This is a genomic window from Kribbella sp. NPDC056951 (assembly GCF_042674205.1).
Lineage (GTDB): Bacteria > Actinomycetota > Actinomycetes > Propionibacteriales > Kribbellaceae > Kribbella > Kribbella yunnanensis.
On the sequence record NZ_JBHUQZ010000016.1, the window covers coordinates 136750 to 159808 of the forward strand.

At 67.7% G+C, this 23059-nt stretch carries 21 protein-coding genes; 6 read left to right on the forward strand and 15 right to left on the reverse strand.

Annotated features, from left to right (window positions below; genetic code table 11):
* Positions 1–5: 5 nt before the first annotated feature.
* Both ACFTSF_RS37930 and ACFTSF_RS37935 read right to left on the reverse strand, forming a co-directional pair.
* Positions 6–254, reverse strand: coding sequence for a hypothetical protein (locus ACFTSF_RS37930; protein WP_380160004.1), 249 nt, complete (start codon positions 252–254; stop codon positions 6–8).
* Positions 236–496: a hypothetical protein gene (locus ACFTSF_RS37935; protein WP_380160005.1), complete on the reverse strand. Its 261-nt coding sequence runs from the start codon at positions 494–496 to the stop codon at positions 236–238. Before ACFTSF_RS37935 ends, ACFTSF_RS37930 begins: the two co-directional genes overlap by 19 nt.
* A 1123-nt stretch (positions 497–1619) precedes the next feature.
* Between ACFTSF_RS37935 and ACFTSF_RS37940 the strand changes: the two genes are divergently transcribed.
* Positions 1620–2801, forward strand: coding sequence for a M20 family metallopeptidase (locus ACFTSF_RS37940; RefSeq protein ID WP_380160007.1), 1182 nt, complete (start codon positions 1620–1622; stop codon positions 2799–2801).
* Positions 2802–2850: 49 nt separating this feature from the next.
* Here the strand turns inward: ACFTSF_RS37940 and ACFTSF_RS37945 are convergent, their stop codons facing one another.
* The gene (locus ACFTSF_RS37945; protein ID WP_380160008.1) at positions 2851–4224 is read right to left on the reverse strand and encodes a pre-peptidase C-terminal domain-containing protein; all 1374 of its coding nucleotides are present in this window, start codon (positions 4222–4224) and stop codon (positions 2851–2853) included.
* Between the two features lie 93 nt (positions 4225–4317).
* On the reverse strand, positions 4318–5748 hold the full coding sequence (locus ACFTSF_RS37950) for a PPC domain-containing protein (RefSeq protein WP_380160010.1): 1431 nt from the start codon (positions 5746–5748) through the stop codon (positions 4318–4320).
* A gap of 141 nt (positions 5749–5889) precedes the next feature.
* On the opposite strand from ACFTSF_RS37950, the gene ACFTSF_RS37955 reads away from it, so the two are divergent.
* On the forward strand, positions 5890–6330 hold the full coding sequence (locus tag ACFTSF_RS37955) for a YciI family protein (protein WP_380160011.1): 441 nt from the start codon (positions 5890–5892) through the stop codon (positions 6328–6330).
* Here the strand turns inward: ACFTSF_RS37955 and ACFTSF_RS37960 are convergent.
* Both ACFTSF_RS37960 and ACFTSF_RS37965 read right to left on the reverse strand, forming a co-directional pair.
* Positions 6319–7422, reverse strand: a complete 1104-nt coding sequence (locus ACFTSF_RS37960) for a zinc-dependent alcohol dehydrogenase family protein (protein ID WP_380160012.1) — start codon at positions 7420–7422, stop codon at positions 6319–6321. The two genes, ACFTSF_RS37955 and ACFTSF_RS37960, sit on opposite strands and share 12 nt — an antisense overlap.
* Positions 7419–7835, reverse strand: a complete 417-nt coding sequence (locus tag ACFTSF_RS37965) for an acyl-CoA thioesterase (protein WP_380160013.1) — start codon at positions 7833–7835, stop codon at positions 7419–7421. Before ACFTSF_RS37965 ends, ACFTSF_RS37960 begins: the two co-directional genes overlap by 4 nt.
* Before the next feature lie 23 nt (positions 7836–7858).
* Between ACFTSF_RS37965 and ACFTSF_RS37970 the strand changes: the two genes are divergently transcribed.
* Both ACFTSF_RS37970 and ACFTSF_RS37975 read left to right on the forward strand, forming a co-directional pair.
* Entirely contained in the window at positions 7859–8476 is a 618-nt protein-coding gene (locus tag ACFTSF_RS37970; protein WP_380160015.1) for an alpha/beta fold hydrolase, read from the forward strand.
* A gap of 9 nt (positions 8477–8485) precedes the next feature.
* Complete coding sequence (locus tag ACFTSF_RS37975) at positions 8486–9823, forward strand: MFS transporter (protein ID WP_380160017.1); 1338 nt, start codon at positions 8486–8488, stop codon at positions 9821–9823.
* On the opposite strand, the gene ACFTSF_RS37980 is transcribed toward ACFTSF_RS37975, so the two are convergent.
* Genes ACFTSF_RS37980 through ACFTSF_RS37995 form a run of 4 tightly spaced genes read right to left on the reverse strand, consistent with a single transcriptional unit; the run spans position 9725 to position 14149 of the window.
* Complete coding sequence (locus tag ACFTSF_RS37980; RefSeq protein ID WP_380160019.1) at positions 9725–11089, reverse strand: ABC transporter permease; 1365 nt, start codon at positions 11087–11089, stop codon at positions 9725–9727. The genes ACFTSF_RS37975 and ACFTSF_RS37980 overlap by 99 nt on opposite strands.
* Positions 11086–11778 carry an ABC transporter ATP-binding protein gene (locus tag ACFTSF_RS37985; protein ID WP_344161680.1) on the reverse strand — a complete coding sequence of 231 codons (693 nt, stop codon included), beginning with the start codon at positions 11776–11778 and terminating at the stop codon, positions 11086–11088. Before ACFTSF_RS37985 ends, ACFTSF_RS37980 begins: the two co-directional genes overlap by 4 nt.
* Positions 11779–11792: 14 nt before the next feature.
* Positions 11793–13088, reverse strand: a complete 1296-nt coding sequence (locus ACFTSF_RS37990) for a peptidoglycan-binding protein (protein WP_380160021.1) — start codon at positions 13086–13088, stop codon at positions 11793–11795.
* Positions 13085–14149 carry a hypothetical protein gene (locus tag ACFTSF_RS37995; protein ID WP_380160022.1) on the reverse strand — a complete coding sequence of 355 codons (1065 nt, stop codon included), beginning with the start codon at positions 14147–14149 and terminating at the stop codon, positions 13085–13087. Before ACFTSF_RS37995 ends, ACFTSF_RS37990 begins: the two co-directional genes overlap by 4 nt.
* Before the next feature lie 112 nt (positions 14150–14261).
* Here ACFTSF_RS37995 and ACFTSF_RS38000 point away from each other — a divergent pair, with 112 nt between their 5' ends.
* Together ACFTSF_RS38000 and ACFTSF_RS38005 are read left to right on the forward strand one after the other, a co-directional pair.
* A complete protein-coding gene (locus tag ACFTSF_RS38000) occupies positions 14262–14960 on the forward strand; it encodes a response regulator transcription factor (protein WP_132408655.1) in 699 nt (232 codons plus the stop codon).
* A complete protein-coding gene (locus ACFTSF_RS38005) occupies positions 14950–16875 on the forward strand; it encodes a sensor histidine kinase (protein ID WP_380160024.1) in 1926 nt (641 codons plus the stop codon). The genes ACFTSF_RS38000 and ACFTSF_RS38005 overlap by 11 nt, the downstream gene beginning before the upstream one ends.
* Here ACFTSF_RS38005 and ACFTSF_RS38010 read toward each other — a convergent pair.
* The 5 genes from ACFTSF_RS38010 to ACFTSF_RS38030 form a co-directional block, all read right to left on the reverse strand.
* Positions 16847–17809 (reverse strand): hypothetical protein, encoded by a 963-nt coding sequence (locus tag ACFTSF_RS38010; protein WP_380160026.1) that lies wholly within the window; start codon positions 17807–17809, stop codon positions 16847–16849. The genes ACFTSF_RS38005 and ACFTSF_RS38010 overlap by 29 nt on opposite strands.
* Positions 17810–17837: 28 nt before the next feature.
* On the reverse strand, positions 17838–20054 hold the full coding sequence (locus ACFTSF_RS38015) for a TolB family protein (RefSeq protein WP_380160028.1): 2217 nt from the start codon (positions 20052–20054) through the stop codon (positions 17838–17840).
* Positions 20055–20083: 29 nt separating this feature from the next.
* Positions 20084–20839 (reverse strand): LppM family (lipo)protein, encoded by a 756-nt coding sequence (locus tag ACFTSF_RS38020; RefSeq protein WP_380160030.1) that lies wholly within the window; start codon positions 20837–20839, stop codon positions 20084–20086.
* Positions 20839–21891: a hypothetical protein gene (locus tag ACFTSF_RS38025; protein ID WP_380160031.1), complete on the reverse strand. Its 1053-nt coding sequence runs from the start codon at positions 21889–21891 to the stop codon at positions 20839–20841. The genes ACFTSF_RS38020 and ACFTSF_RS38025 overlap by 1 nt, the downstream gene beginning before the upstream one ends.
* Positions 21892–21990: 99 nt before the next feature.
* A complete protein-coding gene (locus tag ACFTSF_RS38030; protein WP_380160033.1) occupies positions 21991–22992 on the reverse strand; it encodes an AraC family transcriptional regulator in 1002 nt (333 codons plus the stop codon).
* Between the last annotated feature and the right edge of the window lie 67 nt (positions 22993–23059).

A 23059-nucleotide genomic window follows, 5' to 3' on the forward strand; every position in this document is an offset into this window, starting at 1 on the left:
ACGACTCACGGCCGACTGAACCGCGGATTCGCCACCAACATCACGCGATCATCCGCCGGCGCATAACCCAGCACCGGATGGCCCCCATCACCTTCCGCGGCCATGTACACCGGTTTGGACAGCGCACGGCCAATTGCGCAAAGGAAGTCACACAAGACGTCCACACCCCGCTGCCCCTGCAGTTCCCGAAGGTCGACATCGAAGCAGACATCCTCCGCCGGCATCGGATAGAAGATCACCACCACATCCGGCACAGGTTGGACCGCAGCGTGACCAACTCGGCATCGGCGGAACGCGTCAGCACTTCCGCGGCATTCGGCAGAGCGCCGACAACACCGCCCTCCATGAACTCCCACGACCACCCGCTCGACCGCACCAAATCGAACACCACCTGCCAGTCCTCAACCGAAGTCCCCGGCACCCAAAGTTCCGGCAGCGCCCCCATCAGCTCAGCGTCGAAGAAGTTCCGCACGTCATCCCACACCAGATCCGGCACCCCACCATCCTCCGCGCCAACAACCAACCCCGCACCCCCGACCCGAGCCCCAAGCCCGGCCCCAGCCGCCGGCCATCACCAGCAGGCCCCTTCCACCAGGCACCAACTGACCCAACCGGTCACTCCCAGGCCTGTACGTCGGACCCCGCCTCAGGCTCGCTCGCATGCGGCCGACCCCGAGCTGCCGGGTACTCGCCGCTGCGGCCGGCTTTACAGAGGAGGGGTGGCGGGCCGCCGCTCGGGGCTGAGGGGGATGGCGAGCTCGGTGCCCGGGTGATCGCCGTCTTGGGCTGACGGGCTTCGGTTGCGGTAGCCAGCTGAGGCGAGTCTGCAAGTGCCCGCGGGTGGGGGTTGAGGCTCGGGTTGCGCGGGTGGATGCAGCTTTGGGGAACATATCGTGCGCCTGGAGCACACTATGTTCCCCAAAGACCTGGAACTGCATCTCGGTAACCAACCGCGCCATCCGCCTCAGCCCGCCAGCGCCGTCCCCCTGAACCGCATCACCCGCCAACCACTCCTCCTCCGTCCATCGGCCGCAACGGCGAGCACCCCAGACCTCCGTCTCGGCTGCCGCCGCACGAGTGTGCGTGTGTTTAAGTGTCAGTTGCTAGGCGGCTCTTTCTGGACGGCAACCAAAGCCCGTCAGCCCCAGGCAACGAAGAGCCCGGTCACCCGCCTCGCCATCCCGCTCAGCCACCGACTACCCAGCCACACTTCTTTTAGTCGGCCGCAGCCGTCATCAGCCACAGCGAACGTGACCGGCCGAGTCGCTCTACCGGCTCGGGCTGTGTCGACCTCTGGATATGCCGACGGACAGGACGTATACGGCTACCGACCGCCCTCGCCACGCTCAGCGCCGACGGAATCGGCAGTCCACCGGGCATACGTCCTGTCCTTGGGAGGATCAGTGGGCGGCGCGGGACTCGACGGCTTGCGGTTGTCGGAGTGTTGCTGGCAGATGGTGGCAGCAGGGGCCGCGAAGGTGTCGAGGCTGAGGGTCTGGGACCGGATGACGGCGCTCAGTTCCACCGCACTGTGGCGTGCAACTCGACGGGGCCAGTCGGTCGGCCGGGCGGCGGGTACGGTGGCGAGCTCCGGCGATGCGAACGGAAGGTGCTTGGCGATGGATCTGGTGCGGGAGAGTGGCGGGCTGGCGGCGGGGATGGTCGCGTTGCGGCGGGAGTTGCATCGGGATCCTGAGGTGGGGTTGGTGTTGCCGCGGACTCAGGCTCGGGTGCTGGATGCGGTGGCCGGGTTGCCGTTGGAGGTTTCTACGGGGCGCGACGTGACATCGGTGGTTGGGGTGTTGCGGGGTGGGCGGCCGGGGCCGACCGTTTTGTTGCGGGGGGATATGGATGCGTTGCCGGTGGCGGAGGAGACCGGGCTGGAGTTCGCGTCGGAGAACGGGAACATGCATGCCTGTGGTCATGATCTGCACACGGCTGGGTTGGTGGGTGCTGCGCAGTTGTTGAGTGCGCATCGCGAGGAGCTCAGTGGGAACGTCGTGTTCATGTTCCAGCCGGGTGAGGAAGGGCTGGGTGGTGCGGGGTACATGCTGCGGGAGGGGTTGCTGCAGGCGAGCGGGGAGACGCCGATTGCCGCGTACGCCGTGCATGTGTGGGGGCTGGCGGCGAAGGGGCTGTTCGAGACTCGGCCGGGGACGATGATGGCCGGGTCCAATCAGCTGCATGTGACTGTGCACGGGCGTGGTGGGCACGGGTCGACGCCGCATACGACGGCGGACCCGGTGCCGGTGGTGGCTGAGTTGGTGTCGGCGTTGCAGACGTATGTGACTCGGCGGGTGAGTGTGTTCGACCCGGTGGTCATCACGGTGACGCAGTTGTCGGCGGGGGTGGCGATCAACGTCATTCCGAACTCGGCCAAGCTCGGTGCGACGGTTCGGACGCTCTCGAACGAGACCTTCGAGCAGCTGAGCCGTGAGCTGCCGGCGCTGGCGGAGTCGATTGCCAAGGCGCATGGGTGCACGGTGGATGCGGCGCTGAACCTGCAGTACCCGGTGACGATCAACGACGCGGACCGGACTCAGCACGCGATCAGCGAGCTCAGGACGCTCTTCGGTCCGGAGCAGGTGCAGGTGGCGCCCAATTCGCAGATGGGGGCCGAGGACTTCTCGATGGTGCTGCAGGAGGTGCCGGGCACATTCATCATGCTCGGTGCGCGCCCGGACGACGTACCGGCCGACGAGGCGCCGTCCAATCACTCGAGCATCGTGCGCTTCGATGACGACGTACTTCCGATGCAGGCTGCCGCGCTGGCGCAGCTGGCGGTTTCACACCTGACCTGACCTGCGGCTGGCGGACGCCAGATGTCGCCAGCCGCAGGGGTTCAGAGGGTCAGGACGTGGCGAGATTGACGGTGTAGGCGCCGCGGCTCCCGTACGTCGAGTAGCCCGTGCTGAGCGGGTCGCCGTAGCCGACGTTGTCGACGCGCAGGAAGTACGTACCGGCCGCGAGGTTCGCGGTGACGCCGGCGCTCAGGCCGGTCGGGGTTGCGGCGTCGGTCTGGCCCGAGGCCGGGTCGGCCGAAGCTACGACGGTGCCGGCACTGTTCAGCAGGTCGAGCTTGATGTCCAGGTTCCCACCGGAGACCGCGGCGTTCGCGGTCGCCGTGTAGTTGCCTGCGGCACCGACCGTGACCTTGTAGACGTCTGTGTCGGTCTCGGCGGCGATGTACCCGGTGACCGGCGTACCGACCGTCAGGGCAGCGGCGGCGGCCGTGGTGTCACCGGCCTCGTCCGCGCGCGCAGCCAAACCGTGGGTACCGACGACCGCGAAGTCGTCCTCCTTGTTGTTAGCGTCGGCGTACTCGCCCTTGCTCCATTGGCTGATCCCGCGGTAGTACCCGACACCCATGATCGGCGCCCAGGCGCCGTGGCCCTGGTAGTAGCCGACGGACGAGGTGCCGTCGTGGCCCAGGCCGACGTTGTGACCGGCCTCGTGCGACGCGGCCTCGGCGAGGTTCTTCGCCCCGGTGCCGACGCCCTTCGTGAACACCAGCGCCGGCTGGTAGTAGTCGTGCTGGCTGCTGTTGTCGTAGACGCCGACGTATGCGACGCCGCCGCAACCACAGCCGGACTGGTACCAGGTGTCCGGGTCGATCAGCACCCGCGTCCCGTACTGCGCATCGGACGCACCGGACCGGTCGATCGCCGACTGCGGCGGTGCCTGCGTGGTGACGTCGACGTCGAAGCTGGCGTAGTCCTCCGCAACCCGCGCCCATACATCGCGTACGACGTCCTGCTCGGCCGTGCTGTAGTTCGCCGGATCGCCGTCGGTGTCGTACGCCGAGACGTTGACCGGGTCGACTCCCTTCGACGCGTTCCACGCCGTACCGGTGATGGTGTGACCGTCGAAGTCCAGGTAGATCACGCGGTTCGAGCCGGGCTTGCTGTGCAGTTCGAACGCCGGACCGGTTGCCGCCTCGACGGACTCGGTGGCCCAGCGCGGTGAGGCCTCTTCGGACTTCTGTGCCGTGGTGAGCTGCGGCTCGCGGTAGAACAGCCGGTTGGCGGCATCCAGTACGGCGGTCTTGTCGGTCGCCAGAATGCGCTGCAGTTGCTCAGTGAGCATCCCGTTCGTCGCCGCTATTTCGGCGAGCGGGGTGGGCTCCTGTGCATCGGCTTGGGCACCGGCTCCGATGGCCAGGCCTCCGAACACAACAGCGCCGGTGCACGCGAGCGCACCGGTACGACGGAGTTGCTTCCTCATCGAGGTCCTCCAGGGGTTGGGCGGTTGTTCCCCCCAGAACCCAGGGCCGTCGATCTCGGTGGGAACGACGGCCCCGGGTAGCTTCTGGTACTGCTAGCCGGCAGTCACACGCACCGTGTACGCGCCACGGCTCCCGTACGTGGAGTAGCCGGTGTTCAGCGGGTTGGCGTAGCCAACGTTGTCGACCCGCACGTAGTAGCGGCCCGCTGCGACCTGACGGGTGATGCTGGCGCTCAGACCGGTCGGGGTCGCCGAGTTCGACTGTCCGGCGGCCGGGTCGTTGGTGACGACGACGTTGCCGGCCGAGTCGAGCAGCTGGAGCTTGATGTCCAGGTCTCCGCCGGAGGTGGCCGCGAACTTGAAGGTGCCGGCGGACAGGTCGATCCGGAACACGTCGACGTCGGAGTCACTGGCGTAGACGCCGGAGGCTGCGGTGCCGAGCGTCAGCTCGGTGGCGTTGCTCGTCGCGTTGCCGTGGTCGTCGGTGCGCAGCGCGAGCCCGTTCTGGCCGACGACGGCGAAGTCGTCTTCCTTGTTGTTCGCACCGGAGTACTCGCCCTTGCTCCACTGGCTGATCGCCTTGGAGTAGCCGACACCCATGATCGGCGCCCAGGCGCCATGGCCCTGGTAGTACCCGACGGACGACGTACCGTCGTGGCTCAGGCCGACGTTGTGCCCGGCCTCGTGCGCCGCGGCCTCGGCGATGTTCTTCGCGCCGGTGCCGACACCCTTGGTGAAGACCAGAGCGGGCTGGTAGTACGAGTGCTGGCTGGTGTTGTCGTACACACCGACGTACGCGACACCGCCGCAGCCACAGCCGGACTGATACCAGGAGGTCGGGTCGATGACCACGCGAGTGCCGTACTGCTGGTCGGACGAGCCGGAGCGAGTGATCGCGGACTCGGCCGGCGCCTGCGTGGTGACATCCACGTCGAACGGCGCGTAGTCCTCGGCGACCCGAGCCCAGACATCCCGTACGACGTCCTGTTCGGCCGTGCTCCAGGTGCCCGTGTTGCCGTTGGTGTCGTACGGCGTGACGTTGACCGTGGCGGGCTTGCCGCCGGTGTTCCACGCGGTCCCCGAGATCGTGTGACCATCGAAGTCCAGGTAGATCACGCGGTTCGAACCGGGCTTGCTGTGCAGCTCGAACGCCGGACCGGTCGCCGCGGCGACGGCCTTGGTCGCCCAGCGGGGCGAGGCGGTGGGCGCGGCCTTCGCGCCGGTGGTCGGCTCACGGAAGAACAGCTTGCCGTCACGGTCGAGCCAGCTGGTCTTGTCGGTGGCCAGGATCTGCTGCAGCTTGGCAGCGGCGATTCCGTTGCGGTCGGCAAGCTCTGTGAGCCGGGTCTGGACGCGGCCGAGCGCGGCCTTGCCCTGAAGCTCTTGGCCGAGCAACTGGTCGATCGGGGTGGGGGCCGGCTGCTGCTGGGCGTCGGCCGAGTTTCCGGCGACAACGGCCAGGGCGCCGAACGCTACGGCACCGGCGCCGACCATGGCACCGATGCGGCGGGGGCGGGTGTGCATAGAGGGGTCCTCCTCAGGGACTCCGCGTGTCTCACTTGACATAGCCTCACGAGCGGTATGTGAGAACGCACTGTGCGTAGCCTGCCTGATCGGTTGCCCCGCTGTATACGTTTTTCGGCGGATTTAACGTTTGATGTGGGCATGCGATACGTGATGATGATGCGGGCCAGCGCCGGCTCCGAAGCGTGGGAGCAGCCGAGCGAGCAGAGCCTGAACGAGATGACCCAGGTGATGGCGGAGATGGCCGAGAAAGGCGTGCTTCTCGCGGGTGAAGGGTTGCTGCCGAGCTCTGAGGGCTTCCGGCTGCTGGGTGCCGGCGGCGGCACGCCACGGGTGGTCGACGGCCCGTTCGCCGAGACCAAGGAGCTGATCGCCGGATTCTGCCTGATCGAGGTCGAGTCCCGCGAGGAGGCGCTGATGTGGGCGAAGCGCTGCTTCGCGGCCGATCACGGAAACACGTCCGGGATCGAGCTCCGGCGGGTCGCGACGGCTGACGACTTCGGCGACAACTTCACGCCGGAGGCGCGAGCGCGCGAGGCGAACACGTTCGCCGTACTGGACGCTCGACGGTCAGAGGACTAGTACCTGGCGGATCGACGTACCGGCGGCGAGGGTGTCGAAGGCTTCGTTGAGGTTGTCGAGGCCGACGGTTGCGGTGAGCAAGCGGTCTACCGGGAGGCGACCGGCCTGGTAGAGCGCGATGTACCGCGGGATGTCGCGGCTGGGGATCGCTGAGCCGAGGTAGGAGCCCTTCACTGTGCGTTCCTCGGCGACCAGGCTGACAGCGGGCACACTGAACGACTGCGACGGGTGCGGTAGACCGACTGTGACGGTGGTCCCGCCGCGGCGGGTGGCGGCGTACGCCTGCTCGAGCACCTTGCCGCTGCCGACCGTCTCGAAGGCGTAGTCCGCACCACCGGCGGTGGCGTCACGGATCGCTTCCACTGCGTCAGAGCCAGCCGGGACTGTGTGCGTGGCACCGAGAGAGCGGGCCAGCTCGAGCTTCTCCGGTACGACGTCCACCGCGACGATCGGGTGTGCTCCAACCAGCACCGCACCCAGAAGGGCGGACAGGCCCACACCGCCCAGTCCGAAGACGGCGGCGCTGCGGCCGGCCCGGACCTGTGCGGTGTTCACGACTGCACCCACCCCAGTCATGACGGCACAACCGAACAGGGCGGCGATTTCCGGGGGCAACGTCGAGTCGATCTTCACTGCGGACCGCGCGGACACCACTGCGTGGTCTGCGAACCCGGAGACGCCGAGGTGGTGGTGCACTCCGTCCAGGCGCCGTACGCCGGACAGCAGCGTGCCGGCGGTGTTGGCAGCCGCACCGGGCTCGCACAGCGCAGCCCTGCCCTCAGCACACGGACCGCATTCACCACACGCAGGGACGAACGCAAAAGCAACAGCGTCGCCCGCTGTGAAGCCAGGAGCCTCTGACTGAACCACCTCACCCGTGGCCTCGTGGCCGAGCAGCATCGGCATCACCCGCGGCCGCGAGCCGTCGATCACGGACAGGTCCGAATGACACAGCCCGGCCGCGCGGATCCGCACCAGCAGCTCTCCCGGCCCAGGTGGCGCCAGCTCGACCTCTTCGATCCGCAGCGGCTGCGACTCGGCGTACGGCTTGGGTAGTCCCATCTCCCGCAGTACGGCGCCGCGCACGATCATCCGGTGATCCCCTCCAACGCCTCACGGATGCGGTCCGGAATCGGCACCGGCCGCCGCTCTTCCCGGTCCACGAACACATGCACGAACCGCCCGGTCGCAGCAGGCTCCTCAACACCTTCTCGGAACAGCCCGATGTCGTAGCGCACACTCGAGTTCCCGAGCTGACTCACCCGCAGGCCCGCGTCGACCACGCCCGGAAACTCCAGCGACGCCTTGAACGTGCACTGCGAATCCACACACAGCCCGATCACCGCACCGCCGTGGATGTCCAGCCCGCCCTCCCGGATCAGGAAGTCGTTGATCACGGTGTCGAAGAAGCTGTAGTACTCGACGTTGTTCACATGCCCGTAGACGTCGTTGTCCTTCCACCGCAGTGTGATCGGCAGGAAATGCGGGAAGCCGGACCGGTCCATCCCGCCACCATAAGGTGAGTGCCATGCGTTTCGTCCTGATCCACGGTGCGGCCAGCTCGTCGTGGCACTGGCACCGCCTGGCGGCTGAGCTCACCCGACGCGGTCATGAGGTGATTGCGCCGGAACTGCCGATCGATGATCCCGCGGCTGGACTGGCTCAGTACGTCGACACGGTGGTGGACGCTGTACCGCCCGGTGAGCCGGTGACACTGGTGGCTCATTCGATGGCTGGGTTCGTCGGAGTGCCGCTGTGTGAGCGGCTGCCGGTGCGGGAGGTCGTGCTGGTGGCAGCGATGGTGCCGGCACCGGGTGAGCGGATCGGTGAGTGGTGGGGGAACACTGGGTTGGAGTCGGCGGACGGAGACCTGTTCTTCCACGACCTGCCGGCGGAGCTGGCGGCTGAGGCGCGGCAGCACCTGCGAGAGCAGTCGGGTGGGCCGATGGATGACCCGTGTGCGTTCGACAAGTGGCCCGACGTACCGACGCGTGCGGTGATCGCGCGGGACGACCTGCTGTTCCCGGCGGCGTTTCTGCGCAGGGTGACGCTGGAGCGACTCGGGGTGGTGCCGGATGAGATGCCTGGTGCACATTTCCCGATGCTCGGGCATCCGGCGGTGCTGGCGGACTACTTGGGGGCCTAGAGTTCGAGCGTGCGGTTCATCCGGGATCTCGGGACGTTGCTGCGGCGGCGGGACTTCCGGCGACTGTTCGCGGTCCGGCTGACGTCGCAGTTCGGCGACGGGGTGTTCCAGGTCGCGCTGGCGTCGTACGTGCTGTTCTCGCCGGAGCGGGCGCCGGACGCGGCGGCGATCGCCGGGCTGTTCGCGGTGGCGCTGTTGCCGTACTCGGTGCTGGGTCCGTTCACCGGGGTGTTGCTGGACCGGTGGTCGCGGCGGCAGATCCTGTTCGGGGCGAACCTGACCCGGGCGGGTCTGGTGTGCGTGGTCGGCGTGATCGTTGCGGCGGGCAACGCCGGGGTGCCGTTCTATCTCGGGGTGCTGCTGACGCTCGGGGTGAACCGGTTCCTGTTGTCGGGGTTGTCGGCCGGGCTGCCGCATGTGGTCGAGCGCGACGAGCTGGTGATGGCGAACGCGGTCACCCCGACATCCGGTACGGCGTCCTTCCTCGTCGGCGGTGGCGTCGGGGCCGGGGTGAAACTCCTGGTCGACTCGGATCTCGCCGTACTCGGACTGACTGTGCTCGTGTACGTCGGTGCTGCGCTGCTCGCACTGCGGTTGCGCCGGGACCAACTCGGGCCGGACTTGCAGGGTGACGAACCCGGTCTGGTCGAGGCGATCCGGACGATCGCCAAGGGGCTGGTCGATGGCGGGCGGCATCTGCGGGAGCGGCGGCAGGCGGCGCTCGGGCTGGCGGCGATCGGGTCGCTGCGGTTCTTCTTCGGGCTGATCACGGTCGCGATGATTCTGCTGTATCGCAATTACTTCTACGGTCCGGATCGACTGGATGAGGCGTTCGGTGCGCTGGCGATCGCGACCGGGATGGTCGGGGTCGGCATCTTCGTGGCCGCGCTGGTCACGCCGTGGGCGACGCGGGTGATGTCGCTGCGGCGGTGGATCACGGTACTGTTCGCGGCCGCGGCGGTGGTGACCGTCGTACCGGTCGGGTTGTTCACGCAGCCGGCGCTGATCGTCGGTGGGTTCCTGACCGGGTTCTGTGCACAGGGCGTGAAGATCAGCGTCGACACCCTCGTCCAGACGGGTGTCGACGATGTCTTCCGCGGCCGGGTCTTCTCGCTCTACGACATGATCTTCAATGTCGGACAGGTCTCCGCGGCTGCACTCGGTGCGGTGATCCTGCCCGACAGCGGGAAGTCCTACCCGGTGCTGGCATTCATCGTGCTCGGTTTCGCGGTCACCGCGGTGCTCTACTCACGCGCCGCGCAGCGCGGTGATCGGCTGGATGGCGGAGGCCTTCCAGGCGGGGTAGGTCCCGGCGATCAGGCCGATGACCGCGCCCAGCAAGGGTGATCCGAACGCCAGTTTGTTGTCCAGAATCGGCGTCCAGTCCTTCGCGAACGAGACGCCGACGGTGAGCAGGACGCCGACCGCCGTACCGAGTAGTCCACCGAGCAGTCCGACGATCACGCTCTCGACCAGGAACTGCGCGGCGATGTGTCGTCGCGCGGCGCCCAGGGCTCGGCGGAGGCCTATCTCGCCGATCCGTTCGAGGACGGAGAGGAGGGTGACGTTGGCGATGCCGAGGCCGCCGACGAGGAGCGCGACTGCGCCTAGGAGCAGGAAGAGCGCGTTCAGGTCGGACTCGACACCTTTGCGTACGGCGCCTTGCTTGGGCGGTGAGTCGACCTTGAGCTTGCTCGGGTCGTTCGGCTGGATCGCCTTCGGGGCCTGACCGGCGATTAGCTGGGCGGCGCCGACGGCGGTCCGGATCTCGATCGCGTCCGGTGACTTGAGTTTGTACGCCGTTTTGGCCGTTCCGTTCGGCATGATCACCGCGTCGTTGAGCTCGGCGCGGCCCGAGACCGAGTCGAGGATGCCGATCACGGTGTACGCCTGGTCGCCGATGAAGATGGCCGGTGAGGAGTCGACCCGGTTGATGCCGAGGCGCTCGGCGGCATGCTTGCCGAGGACAACCACCTTGTCACCGCGCTGGTCGTGCCCGGCGTCGAAGAACCGCCCGGTCTTCAGTACGGCGCGGATCGCGTCGAACAGCCCGGCCGAACCGGACATCACCGTCAACGCCTTACCCTCACCGCCGTTCAACCCAGCCACACTGCTCACCAGGTCATCGCCGACATCAAGCGTCGCCACGGTCCCGACCGCGTCGACCCCGTTCAACCGCCCAAGCCGCTCAGGCGCATCCCACGGCAACTCGGTAGCCGCCTCACCCTCCTGCCCCTGGTTCTCATCCGGTGCCACCACCACCCGAGTCGCCTGAGCCAAATCAAACTTCTGACTAATCTGCCCAGCCGCCGTCTGCCCAAGCCCGACAGTCCCCACCAACGCCGCAACGCCCAGCACCGTGCCCAGGGTCGTCAGAATCAGCCGAGTAGGCCGAGCCGCCACCCCAGCCAATGCCTCGTCCAACACATCCCGCACTGCCGGCCTGGAACGACGTGCACTGCCGGGAACTGTGGAGTCGAGGTGGGGGCGCGCCGGAGCTGCGCGACCGATCAGGCGGGCCAACGCGATCCGCGGGCGGCCGCGTCGCCGCGGCCGCCCGGGAGTGGACGGCCCGCCGGTGGGATAGTCCGGGGGGCCTGCTGGTGGGGTCACCATTGGAGGGTCCCGTCGACGATGCGGACGCGGCGTTGGGCTCGGGCGCTGACGTGGTCGTCGTGGGTGATGACGGCCAGGGTCATGCCGCCGGCGTGGAGTTCGTCGAACAACTCCAGGATGGCTTCGGCGTTGACGCTGTCCAGGTTGCCGGTGGGTTCGTCTGCGAGGAGGAGGCTTGGTTCGGCGACCAGGGCTCGGGCGATGGCTACGCGTTGGCGTTCACCGCCAGACAGGGTGGTTGGGCCGAAGTCCATTCGGTGGGAGAGCCCGACTCGTTCCAGCGCGACGCGGGCGCGTGACATGCGCTCGCGTCGCGGGACTCCGACGTACACCATCGAGAGCGCCACGTTTTCGAGCACGGTGCGGTGGGCTAGCAGGTGGAACGACTGGAAGACGAAGCCGATCCGCTCACCCCGCAGTACGGCGCGTCTGCGCTCGCGGAGGCTCATCGTGTCTACGCCGTCGAGGCGGTAGACACCGCCGCTCGGGTTGTCGAGCAGGCCGAGTAGGTGCAGCAAGGTGGACTTGCCGGAGCCGGATGGGCCGACGATCGACAGGTACTCGCCTTGCCGGATCACCAGGTCGACGTCCCGGATCGCCTCCACCTCGGGCGGTCCGGGGAAAACCCGGCGGACGCCGATCATCTCCACGACCGGCGCCGGGAGCGCGACCGCCACCGGCGACATCTCGAACTCGATGGTCATTTTCCGACCACCACTTGGTCGGTTTCGTCGAGTTTCGCGTCGCCGGTCGGCGTCACGGCGGCGTACCCATCCGCCGTCAGTCCGACCTTCACCGGGACGAGCTCGGTCTTGCCGTTGCGCACGACCTCGACCCGCGAACCGCCGTCCGAACCGGCCGAGAGTGCGGCGACCGGCACGGTGAGGACCTTGCCGTTCGTGCTCTTCACCGGGATCGTCACCTTCACGTTCGCGTCCCGGAGCTGTTCGAGCTGCTTCGGGGTGAGCTTGTCCGGGCCGACCACGACGTCGTACGACTCGCCCTTGCGGGTCAGGCGCTTGATCTTCGCCTTCACGGTCGAGCCGTCGCCGAGGGTCAGCTCGGCCGCCATACCGGCCTTGAGGTGTTCGGCCGCGGCGGCGTCCACCTTGACCGTGACGACGAGGGCCGCGCCGCTGGCCGACATCACCGTGCCGCTCGCCGTACCGCCGCGCTCGACGTTCACCTTGTCGACCCGCCGCGGCAGCGACTTCACATAGACGATCTCCGAGACCGGCAGCGGCGTCTCCGCCTTCAGCTCGGCCTCATCCTGCGCGTCGCGGGCGTCCTCCAGAGCCTCCTTGGCGTCCTCGACCGCACCCTTCTGAACCGTGAGGTCCGGAGATTTCGCCTTCTTGGCCTGAGCGAGCTGCGACTGCGCCTGCCGGAGTGCCTTCTTCGCCGCGTCGGTCATCTTCTTGGCCTGGTCGACCGCATCCTTCAGCTGCTGGTCCGCCTCGGGCGCGTCGTACCCGGCCTTCTCGTACAGCTCACGCACCGCCCGCGCCGTACCGCCGTCGTACTCGCCGTCGACACTCCCCGGGTCGAACCCGAGCCGGTCCAGCGTCTTCTCCAGCTGCAGTACGTCGGGACCTTTACTCCCCGGCGTCATCGTCCGGTACATCGGCAGTACGCCGGCCAGCGCGATCACCGGCCGGCCGACGATCTCGAGCAGTGCCTTCGCCTCGGTGATGGTCGACCCGACCCCGGGCACCTTCCCGGTCACGATCGCCGGGGTGGTCAGGCCGCTGGTCTCGACCCGGATGTTCACCGCGCCGTCGAACGACGCGTCACCACGGCCGACCACCTTGCTGGCCAGCGCCTTCTTCTCGACCGGGACCGTGATCTGGGACGCCTTCGGCGGCGCGGTCTTCGCGGCCGCATCCTCCGGCGAGGTGATCCGGGCACCGGCCACGACGCCGACCCCGAGCGAGGTCGCCGCGAGCGCGGCCACCCCGACCAGGATCTGCCGCCGCGACTTGGGTCCTGCGGTCACCGGTTCGCCATTCCGTCGCGGTACGCCTCGAGCTCGGCCTTGTGCTCGGCGACGAACTCCTTCTCCATCGCGTACTGCACGGTCTTGAACTGGCTGTCGTACTCCTTGGCCTTGCACTTCTGGTCGGCCACGGCAAGCTCGGTCTCGGACTTGCGCAGCTCACCCAGCTTGGCCGCGTCGACTTTGTCGAACGACGGCGGTCCGCCGATCGTGACACTCGGCCCGTCGTCGGCCTTGCCGCCCGGCCCCTTGTTGCCGGTCAGCTCGTCGAGCTTCTTCTGGATCGACTCCCGCGGGTCGTCGATCTTGCTGAAGCCGGAGTGGCCGGCATCGGCGAGGCAGTCGGACCACTTCTTGGTCGCGTCGACGACTCGCTGGTCGTTGGTGACCCGCTTGTTCAACGCCTCCAGGTCCTTGAACAGCGCGTCGTACTTCTTGAAGTCGTCCTCGTGCTTGCCCGGGTCGCCGAACACCTCGTTGAACGCCTTCCCCCGGCACCCCATGTCCAACGGCGGCTTCCCCGGGGCGCCGTCCGCCGGGACCGCGACGGCGACGCCGTTCCCGCCGCCCTTGCCGTTCAGCGCCTCGTCGTACGACTTCTGCGCCGACTTGGACAGGGCGTCGCGGATCTTCTTGTTCGGGTCGTTGGAGTCCTCGGCGTCGGCCTTCGACCAGTCGATCGTGCTGATCCCGTACCCGTACTGCTCGGCGAACTTGTCCGGCGGCAGGTCGAACGCCTCGGCGAACTTGCTCTTCGGCTTCTGCTCCGGCGGCACCGCGACGTACTCGAACCCGGCCGTCTTCATACAGGCGACGATCGAGTCCTCGACCTTGCGCTGTTTGTCCAGATCCTCCGCGGTCGGTCCGCCACTGCCCCCGGCCCGGGTGGCGCGGATCATCCCGCTACCACCGGAACTGATGAACCCGTCGCCCATGTACTCGGCCAGCGGGCTCTTGTCGCTCTTGCTGTCGCCGGCGACCGGCGTCTTGTCCTGGTTGTTCCCGCAGGCTGCCAGCGCCAGAACGGCCAGGGCGGCAAGTGCGGTCCGTGAGGTTCTCATGGCCTGGAGCGTGCCGTCCGGGCTGTGAAGAACCTGTGAAGGACCGGTTTGCACCCGATGCTCTCAGTCGATCTTCATCGGATTCTCATGATGTTCGGCGACATTAGGGAACATGCCTGCGCGGATCCTGGTCGCCGAAGACGACGTGAAACAGGCGGAGCTGATTCGGCGGTACCTCGAGCGGGAGGGGCATCTGACGGTTGTCGTGCACGACGGCCGGGCCGCGATCGACGAGGCTCGCCGGCGCAGCCCCGACCTGCTGGTGCTCGACGTGATGATGCCGAAGGTGGACGGTCTGGACGTCTGCCGGGTGCTCCGGGCCGACGGTGGTGACAACGCGGGGGTCCCGATCATCATGCTGACCGCGCGATCCACCGAGGACGATCTGTTGCTCGGGCTGGATCTCGGCGCGGACGACTACCTGACCAAACCGTACAACCCGCGCGAACTGGTGGCCCGAGTCCGGACGGTACTGCGGCGGACGCGCAGCCGCGGTGAGGGCGAGGTGTACCGGGTGGGCGCGCTCGAGATCGACCCGACCCGGCACGAGGTCCGGCTGACCGGCGAGCTGGTCGAGGTGACACCAGCCGAGTTCAAGATCCTCGCCTGCCTGGCCGCGTCGCCCGGGCGGGCGTTCTCCCGGCAGCAGTTGCTGGAGCACGCGTTCGGCTTCGACCACTACGTGTTCGACCGGACGATCGACGTACATGTGATGAACCTGCGGAAGAAGTTCGGTGGGTCGACGTACCTGAAAACCGTGTACGGCGTGGGCTACAAGCTGACCGACAAGGTGGTGTCCGATGCGTCGTAGTCTGCTGTTCCGGTTCCTGGGTCTGTCCCTCGCGGTCGCGCTCGGCGCGGTCGTCGCGACCGCCGTGATCGCGTCGTACAGCACCACCGAGCAGTTGCAGGGCGAGCTCCAGGAGAACGCCGGCCAACTCGAGGTCGACGGCCGAATCTATGCCGAGCTGAGCAGCTATGCGCTGAACCACTCCGGCTGGTCGGGTGTCGACAAAGAGGTCCGTCGACTCGCCGACGATCTCGGCCGCCGGATCGCGCTGACCAGGCCGGACGGCACCGTGATCGCGGATTCGGCCCGGATGCTCGGTGCCGCGCCCGAGCTCCCATCGGTGCCGGCGGCAACCATCGACGCCCGGACCGAGGGCGGGCTCGTCTTCGCCGGCGCGCTCCAGTCGGTCTCCGTCGCCCCGGCACCACCAGCCGCCGGTCACTCGGTCCAGATGACGACGGCCAGGGCGGCGGCGGGTCCACTCAGCTACAACTGGGGCCTGACCGCCGCGGAGCAGGAGGAACGGAAGGTCCTCGCCGAGCGGGCGAGCCGGTGCCTGGCGGCGAACGGAATCAAGGCGGACGTCTCGGTCACCGATGGCGCCCCGATGGTGGCGTTCGAGGCCGAAGGGACGGACGGGGTCAACGTGCGGCAGGTCTGGCGGCCGACCCCGAGCATGACGACGTTCGAGAGCGCCGACGCCGCAGCCGGTGGCGGCAACGGCAGCGCAAACACCAACGCTGCCGATCGCTGCGTGCCGAAAGGGCTGTACGCACCGAGCGCGAAGGCGAAGCTCGTGAACGACGACGAGATCCGGCGGGCCTCGGCGTGCCTCGCAGCGGCAAACATCGACTTCAACCTGACCGAGGCGACCGACGGTCTGCGCGCGGTGACGCCGAAGGACAAGCAGACAGTCACCGCCGAGTTCTTCGAGTGCAGCACGCAAGCCCGCTCGCAGGCGATCGCGCCGTACGTCGCCCCGGCGGCGAAGCTCTATCTCGGCTCGAAGAGCACGTTCAACGTGTTCTCCGGTGAAGGGATGCTCCGTACGGCGGCAACCGCGCTCGGCGTGATGCTGATCGCGGCGCTGGTGATGCTGCTGACCGGTCGTCGGCTCGTGCGGCCGATCGTCGCACTGACCGGCGCAGCCCAGCGAATGCGGAACGGCGACCACGCGGCCCGGGTACCGGTGACCGGCAAGGACGAGGTCGCGCGGCTCGGGCACGCGTTCAACGCGATGGCCGAATCGATCCAGCGCAGCGACTTCCAGCGGAAGGCCATGGTGAGTGATGTCGCCCATGAACTCCGAACCCCCTTGGCCAATATCAAGGGCTACCTGGTCGCGTCGGAGGACGGCGTCGTACCGCTCGACGGAGAGCTCGTCACGTCGCTGCTGGAGGAGACCGGCCTCCTCGAACACCTCGTCGCCGACCTGCAGGACCTCGCCCTGGCTGACGCCGGCATGCTCCGCCTGCACCCCGCCCCGCGGGACCTGAGCGAGCTCGCCCAGCAGGTCGTCCTCGCCCACCGCCCGGCCGCCGAGACCGCCGGCGTCACCCTGACCGCGGACGTCCCACCGGAGGCCGTCGTCTCGATCGACAGCGCCCGGATGCGCCAAGCCCTCGGCAATCTCGTCTCGAACGCGATCCGCTACACCCCGCGCGGCGGCACCATCGTCGTCGGCGTCCGCCGCGTCGACGACGGCTACAACCTCACCGTCACCGACAACGGCACCGGCATCGCCGACGAACACCTCCCGCACCTGTTCGACCGCTTCTACCGCGCCGAACAGTCCCGCAGCCGCTCCACCGGCGGCAGCGGCTTGGGCCTGGCCATCACCAAACACCTCACCGAAGCCCACCACGGCCGCATCACCGTCACCAGCAAACTAGGCGAGGGCTCGGTCTTCACCCTGTGGCTCCCGCAAGGTACTTGAGCGGGATCTCAGCCCGGGCGCGGAGCTCGACGGGATCCGCGTGCGGGATCAGGCGGACCCACGACACGAGTCGATGCACACGTTCGAGGACTTCGGTGGCGACGAGGTCGGTACGACGTCCACCGTGGATCGCGAGGTAGACGTCGTACAGCTCCTCACGGTCCGCCTGCCGCAGCGGCATGCCGGTCCATTCGACAACCGAGGTGAGGAAGCTGTGCAGCGACACGAACGGGTGTCCCCAGATCGCATTGCCGAAGTCGAAGAACCGCGGGCCCTCGGCGAAGATGTTCCCGGCATACACATCGTTGAGCTCCAGCTCGACCTCGGTTAGGTGTGCGAGCCGACGATCCAGTACGTCGGCCGCCGCCTCCGCCCGCTGTAGCTCACCGGCCCCGATCCGGAGCGGATGTCCCCGCGGCAACGTCGCCCATTCCCGAGCGATCGCACGCACCCGGTCGCCCGCCTCGGCAGGTGCGAGCGTCACCATCCCCGGCTGAATCTCGAGCCGCCCCCGTACGGCGCACTGCAGGCGAGCCAGCGCCCGCACCACCGTGCACCGGGTCGCCTGGTCGGCCACATCGGCGCGCGTCAGCGTCGGACCGTGATCGGGTGCGAGCAGCCAACCGCGCTCCCGCTCAACCGCCAGCGGCACGACCACATCGTCCGGCACCAGGCGAGCCAACTCGGCGACCAGGGCGGCCTCGAACCGGTGACCGGGGTTGTTCTCCTTGAACCACACCAGCCCGTCGCTCGTCGGATAGCACCGAGTCACCGACCACAGCCGCGCCCGATAGGTGACCGGCTCACCGATGATCCGCCCATCGAGCCGGTCAGCCACCCAGGCGTCGACCACGCGGTTCCACTCCGGCGACAGCCATCGACGTACCCACTGTCCTTCGGCATCCGGACCGAGCGGTCTCGCAGCAGGCATCATCGGCGATGACGCTACCGAGGCCGTGAGGTCAGTTGGGGAGGTAGCGCAGAAGGATCGCGCCCTGGCTGAACGTCGGGTCGTGCTGCCGGGCGAGGACTTGACCGTGTGTGCCGACGAGAACCAACTCGGAGGACGTAGCGGTCAGCGCGGCCAGGCGGCCGTCGGGCAGGTAGACGCCCGAGCGCAGCGGTTGACCGACCCCGGTGGTGATGACCTTGCCGGTCCGGGTGTCCGCGATGACGCCGGCGGAGGGGACACGTCCGGGTCCGTCTCCGCAGGCGTGCCGGCTGGGTTCGGCCGGATCGACGAGGATCGTGTTCCCGCCTGGTGCGAGGGCGGCGAACGTGTTGAAGCAGATGTCGGCGACTCCGTCGACATACGGGACGAAGCGCACGGTGGTGCCGCTCGCGTCGGTGATCCGGATGTTCGCCGTACTGCCGGGCCCGTGGTCGTACCAGGCGATGTGCTGGCCGTCGGGCGCCCAGACCGGGTAACACCCCATCCCTTGCAGTACGGCGGTTTGCTTGCCGGTGGCAACTTCCACGACCGCCCACTGCTCGTTGGCGGCGGGGTACAAGAGGTGGCCTGAGTCGGCAGACCAAGCCAGGAGTTGGCACAGACCGTGCCGGTTCGGGGCAGTCGCCACCTGGCGGGCATGACGCCCGTCGACATCGCTGATCATCACGTTGGTGCCCGAAGCGACATCGATCCAGGCCAGCCGCTTCCCGTCGGGCGACAGGGCAACGCCGTACGGCACGGAGGGGTTGATGACACGTGCGGGTTCGGCGTTGGACTTGGCGTACAGCGCCAGTTGGCCGCCGTCCGCACCGGGCGCCGCGTAGTACGCCGTACCGGAGGGTGGCTTCAGGCGTTCGGCCTTCCCGGTCCAAACCCGGTTGGTCCAGGAGAGGTCGAAGACGCGGTAGCCGAAGCGCTTGCCCAGCAGCTTGTACCGATGGCTCACCCCGGCCGTGTAGATCTGGTCGATCGAGGCTTCGCCTTCCGACGTGATGGTGAAGCGAACCCCGTCGGTGAGGTCGTAGCTGGGCCCGACCTCGATGAAGTTGAGCGCATCACCGCTGGAGAAGCGCAACCGGAAGCCCATCTTCAGGCTGCCCGAGAGCTTGCCGTCGACCTTTGGTGATCCGGTGAACGCGAACTTCGGTGGCCAGCCCGAGAAGTCCGAGTCCACGCCGGCACCGCGACCACTGCGGGCTTCGGCCTGCGCGGTGAAATCGACGGTTTGGGTCCAGGCCGCGGTCGCCGCTGCGGTCGCCGCGACCTCGGCTTTGAACACCAGGTTGATGGTGCCGTTCACCTTCACCTTGCCGATCTTGATGGCCTTGGTGAATCTCTTCGGCAAGCTGACCAGCTTGACCTCGTCATCATGGGAGCAGTGGCCGCCCAGCCCGGCCTCGAGACCGATCGTGCTCTGGTAGCCGAAGCGGGACTTGAGCGTGAGCTTCACATACGGATTCAAGGGCGATGCCGACCACTCGAGATCGCTGCCGTCGAAGTTGAGGTCGAAGTCGCGGATCTTGTAGCTGATCCGCGGGCTGGAGATACCGCATTGCCCGAGGCGGTGTTTCCAGGTGTCGATCTCGGCGAGGACGCCGGCCTCCTGGTAGCTGACCGGCTTGAGCTTGTCGGCTGCTTCGAACCTCAACACCCCGCGTGGCACGGCCTGCTCGAGCGACGCCGGTGCCGTGTCCAGGTTGATTCGGCCGGCGGCCTTCTGCACGGAGAGCACCTTGCGAACGACCAACTCAGGCGTCTTCGGGCCTTCCGCGATGACGACGAAGTGGCCCGCCCGTACATCCTTCAGCCCAGCTGTCGCGGCCTCGAAGGAGAGCTGCTTACCGGTCGACGGCGACACCAGACCCGGCGCCTCAGGGTCCAGTACGACGGTGGTGTCGGGAATCAGGATCTTGTACGCCGCGCGTACCGTCGCCGCGCCACCGGCCACGACATTCGCCGACCACAGTTCGTCGGCCGGATAGGTCTTCGCGTCCGGAAGGTCGACCGGATCAACGCGGACGACGTACTTTCCCGGAGCGACCTTGAGCGTCGTACTGGATGTCACCGCCTGCCGGAAGCCGGCCGCTCCTTCAACTGTCACGCGCCCGGCGGTCTCGGGTGGCAGTCCGGACACCTCGACAACCAACTGCCCCGTTCGCGGCGCCAGGCCACGCCACGCCAGCACACCGGCTCCCGCGAGCAGGGCGGCGACGATGAGGACTACCAAAGCAGTCCGGCGTCCCCTAGCGGCGGCCGTCATCGGGACCGGCGGCGCAGTACCACCCAGACGGTGCCGACCGCGGCCGCCAACAGGACGACCGCTCCCGCGACCAGAGCCGCCCGTACGCCGTTGCTGTCGCCACCGGATTCTTCCGCGCCGACGGGCTTGGCATCGCCTTCGGTCGGTACGTCGACGGGTTGGTCGGCCTTGCCCGTCGCGGTGAGGTGTGGCATGTCGGTGATGGTCGGGCTCCAGGTCACCGTGTTCCCCGACACCGTGCCGTTGGACGACACGACCTTCCCTGGGAAGGTCAGCGACACCATGAGTTCGGCCCGCTCGAAGGTCTCCGGAGGAATGGGGAACTGGCCGCCCTTGTCGGGCAGAACTCGCGCGTCGAAGACGAACTCGTCACCCTGTCGGCTGAGCCGGTAGTCGAGCCCGCCGGTCTCCCCCGCGCGAACCTCTTCGTGCCGCATCAACTGAACGAAGTCAGCCAGCGCGACCTCGCTGAAGGTGATGCGGAAACCGCGGAACTGGCCCTCGTCCATCGGCGCGACCGACGCGGTTCCTTTCGAGACCGATGCCGCATTGGCCTTCATGAACCGGCTGAGGTCGGCGTACACGCCCTGACCGGGTTGCTGCTTCACGAACTCACGGTCGTAGCCGATCACGATCGACCCACTGACCAGCCCGTTGGCGTCGATCGTGCCTTCCGCGCGATACCGGAAGCAGCCGGTCAGCGCGAACACTGCCAGCACTGCGATCACCACGACGATCAACTTCTTGCGCATCAGCTGATGACCTCGACTTCCTCGCCGATCTCCCGCGACCGCGCGGCTGGGAGCGGCTCGGCTTGGTCACCGCCGCCGGCCAGCGGGACGCGGTACCAGGCGGACGTGGTGGCGACCAGTACGGCGCTCTTGTCGGGGGCGAGCGCCTGGAAGACGACGCGGTCGGCGCTGGCCGGGATGGCCGTGCGATACCGGACTGTCTTGGCTTTCGCGTCGAAGCTCACGCGCAGCACGGTCCCCTCGTCGTCGTTCGCGCCGGGGTAGACGTACCGCAGCAGGAGATCACCTGGTGCGAGTTCGGCGAGCAGTTGATAGGCGTCTCGGCCGTAGGTGGGATTGGCGGTGAACATCAGACCGGCGTACACGATCTCGCCGGATTTGGACGTCGCGTACTTGAACGCATAGCCCTTGCTGCCAGCCACGGTGATGGTCTTCTTGCTCCAGTCGGGCGTCTCGACCAGTGCGCCCTTGCTGTCGAATCCCCACTCCCAGGGACGCAGCCCAGCTTGTCGGGTCGATTCCCGGCGGGGCTTGGCGGTCGGCTGCTCCGGATCGACCGAGAGGTAGTACGGATCGCCCTTGGTCGGGGTGGCGGTCACCCAGAGCCGGCCGGTGGCCGGGTTGAAACGAGGTTCGTCGAGCTCCACCTTGCCGCCGCCGAAGCTGGCCGCCTGGTCCTTCAGACTCGCCGCGAGCACGAATCCGGTGTCCCGCTCCGGCTTGTACAGCTCGATGGTCGCGTAGCCGTTGCGACGAGCGGCGTACCGGAGATCTGACCGCACGTGCGGTTCGAAGCCGCCGTCGGTCAACTGGAACGGCAGGTCCTCAACCCGGGCGCCGGTGTTCCAGTCGGAGATCCGCACCGTGTAGCCGGTCGAGGACTTGGTCAAAATGGCGACCCCGTCCGGCCGGGTCCAAGCCGTCGGTGTCGGGCTCGCAGTCGTCGCCGGGCCAGGTTGCGGTGCCACTTTCGGATCGCCACCACAGGCGGTGACGGCACTACCGACGACCAGGCCGAGTACGACGACCTGCCATAGACCTCGTTGTGTCACACCATCTCCCAGCCGGACGCAAGATCTATCGACCCTAGGGAGGCGGTCGACGACGAACTATCCGATCGACGCGGTGAGGTCAGCCGATATGCGCACCGGTCACTGGCGCAGCAGGGTGTCGCGCGGGTACTCGTCGAAGGTCTTCCGGTATTCGGCTGCGAACCGGCCAAGGTGAACGAACCCCCACCGCAGCGCCACGTCGGTAACCGAGGTGTTCCCTGGACACCCGGCCACGAGGTCCTGCCGGGCATGCTCCAGCCGAAGAGTCCGCAGGTACGCCGAGGGAGTCGTGTCCAGGTGCCGACGGAAGGCTTCTTGCAGCGCGCGGACGCCCACTCCCGCCGCAGCTGCGATCTCTTCCACGGTGATCGGGTCGGCGAGGTGAGCATGCAGGAACTCGAGCGCGAACCGCAGAGTGCGGGGCGGGGCAGACCGCTCCGGTTTGTTCAGGAGGTCGGTGAAGGAGTGCTCGCTGCCGAGCAAGAAGCTCGATGTGAGCAGTTGTTCGAGGTTGCGGACAGCAAGTGGATGGGTGAGCAGGTCGTGGCCGCTGTCCACCTGCTGGCAGACCAGCCGGACCATGTCCATCCAGGCACTCATCCGCTTCGTCTGCAGATCCTGACCGAGTGCGAAGCGCAGTGTCTGCTTCAGGTCGGCATCGACCATCCGCCCCAACATCTGGCGCAGCTCAGCTGCGGAGAACCTGACCAGCAGATGCGGGCTGCCCGCCTGCCAGTGCATCGCGAACGGCTGATCAGGTTGGGCGATCGTCGCCGTGGCAGACGTGGAGAGCACGCGCTCCCGATGCCCGTACGTGGCGACCGAGCCTTTCAAAGGGAGGTGCACCCACACCATGTCGCCGATGGGTCCCGGCGTCAGCCAGACCTCGGAGCCGTAGTCGAGGTAGCAGAGCGCCATCGACCCCAGCGGCACCACGTGGTGACGAGCTTCGAACCGCTCGGGCTGCGCATTGATCGTCAGCCGATGGTCGGCGAACGTCTGCCCGACCCGGAACCGGGCTTCGTCGACATCCCGGGTCCGCAGCACCTCGTATCCGCCTAGCGGAGCTCGCTCGTCCACAAGCACTTCACCCGACCTCATACCGTGACGGGAATTTCACGGAGTGCCATCCTAGGCTTCGGCCGGTTCAGGCCGCCGTACGATCAGG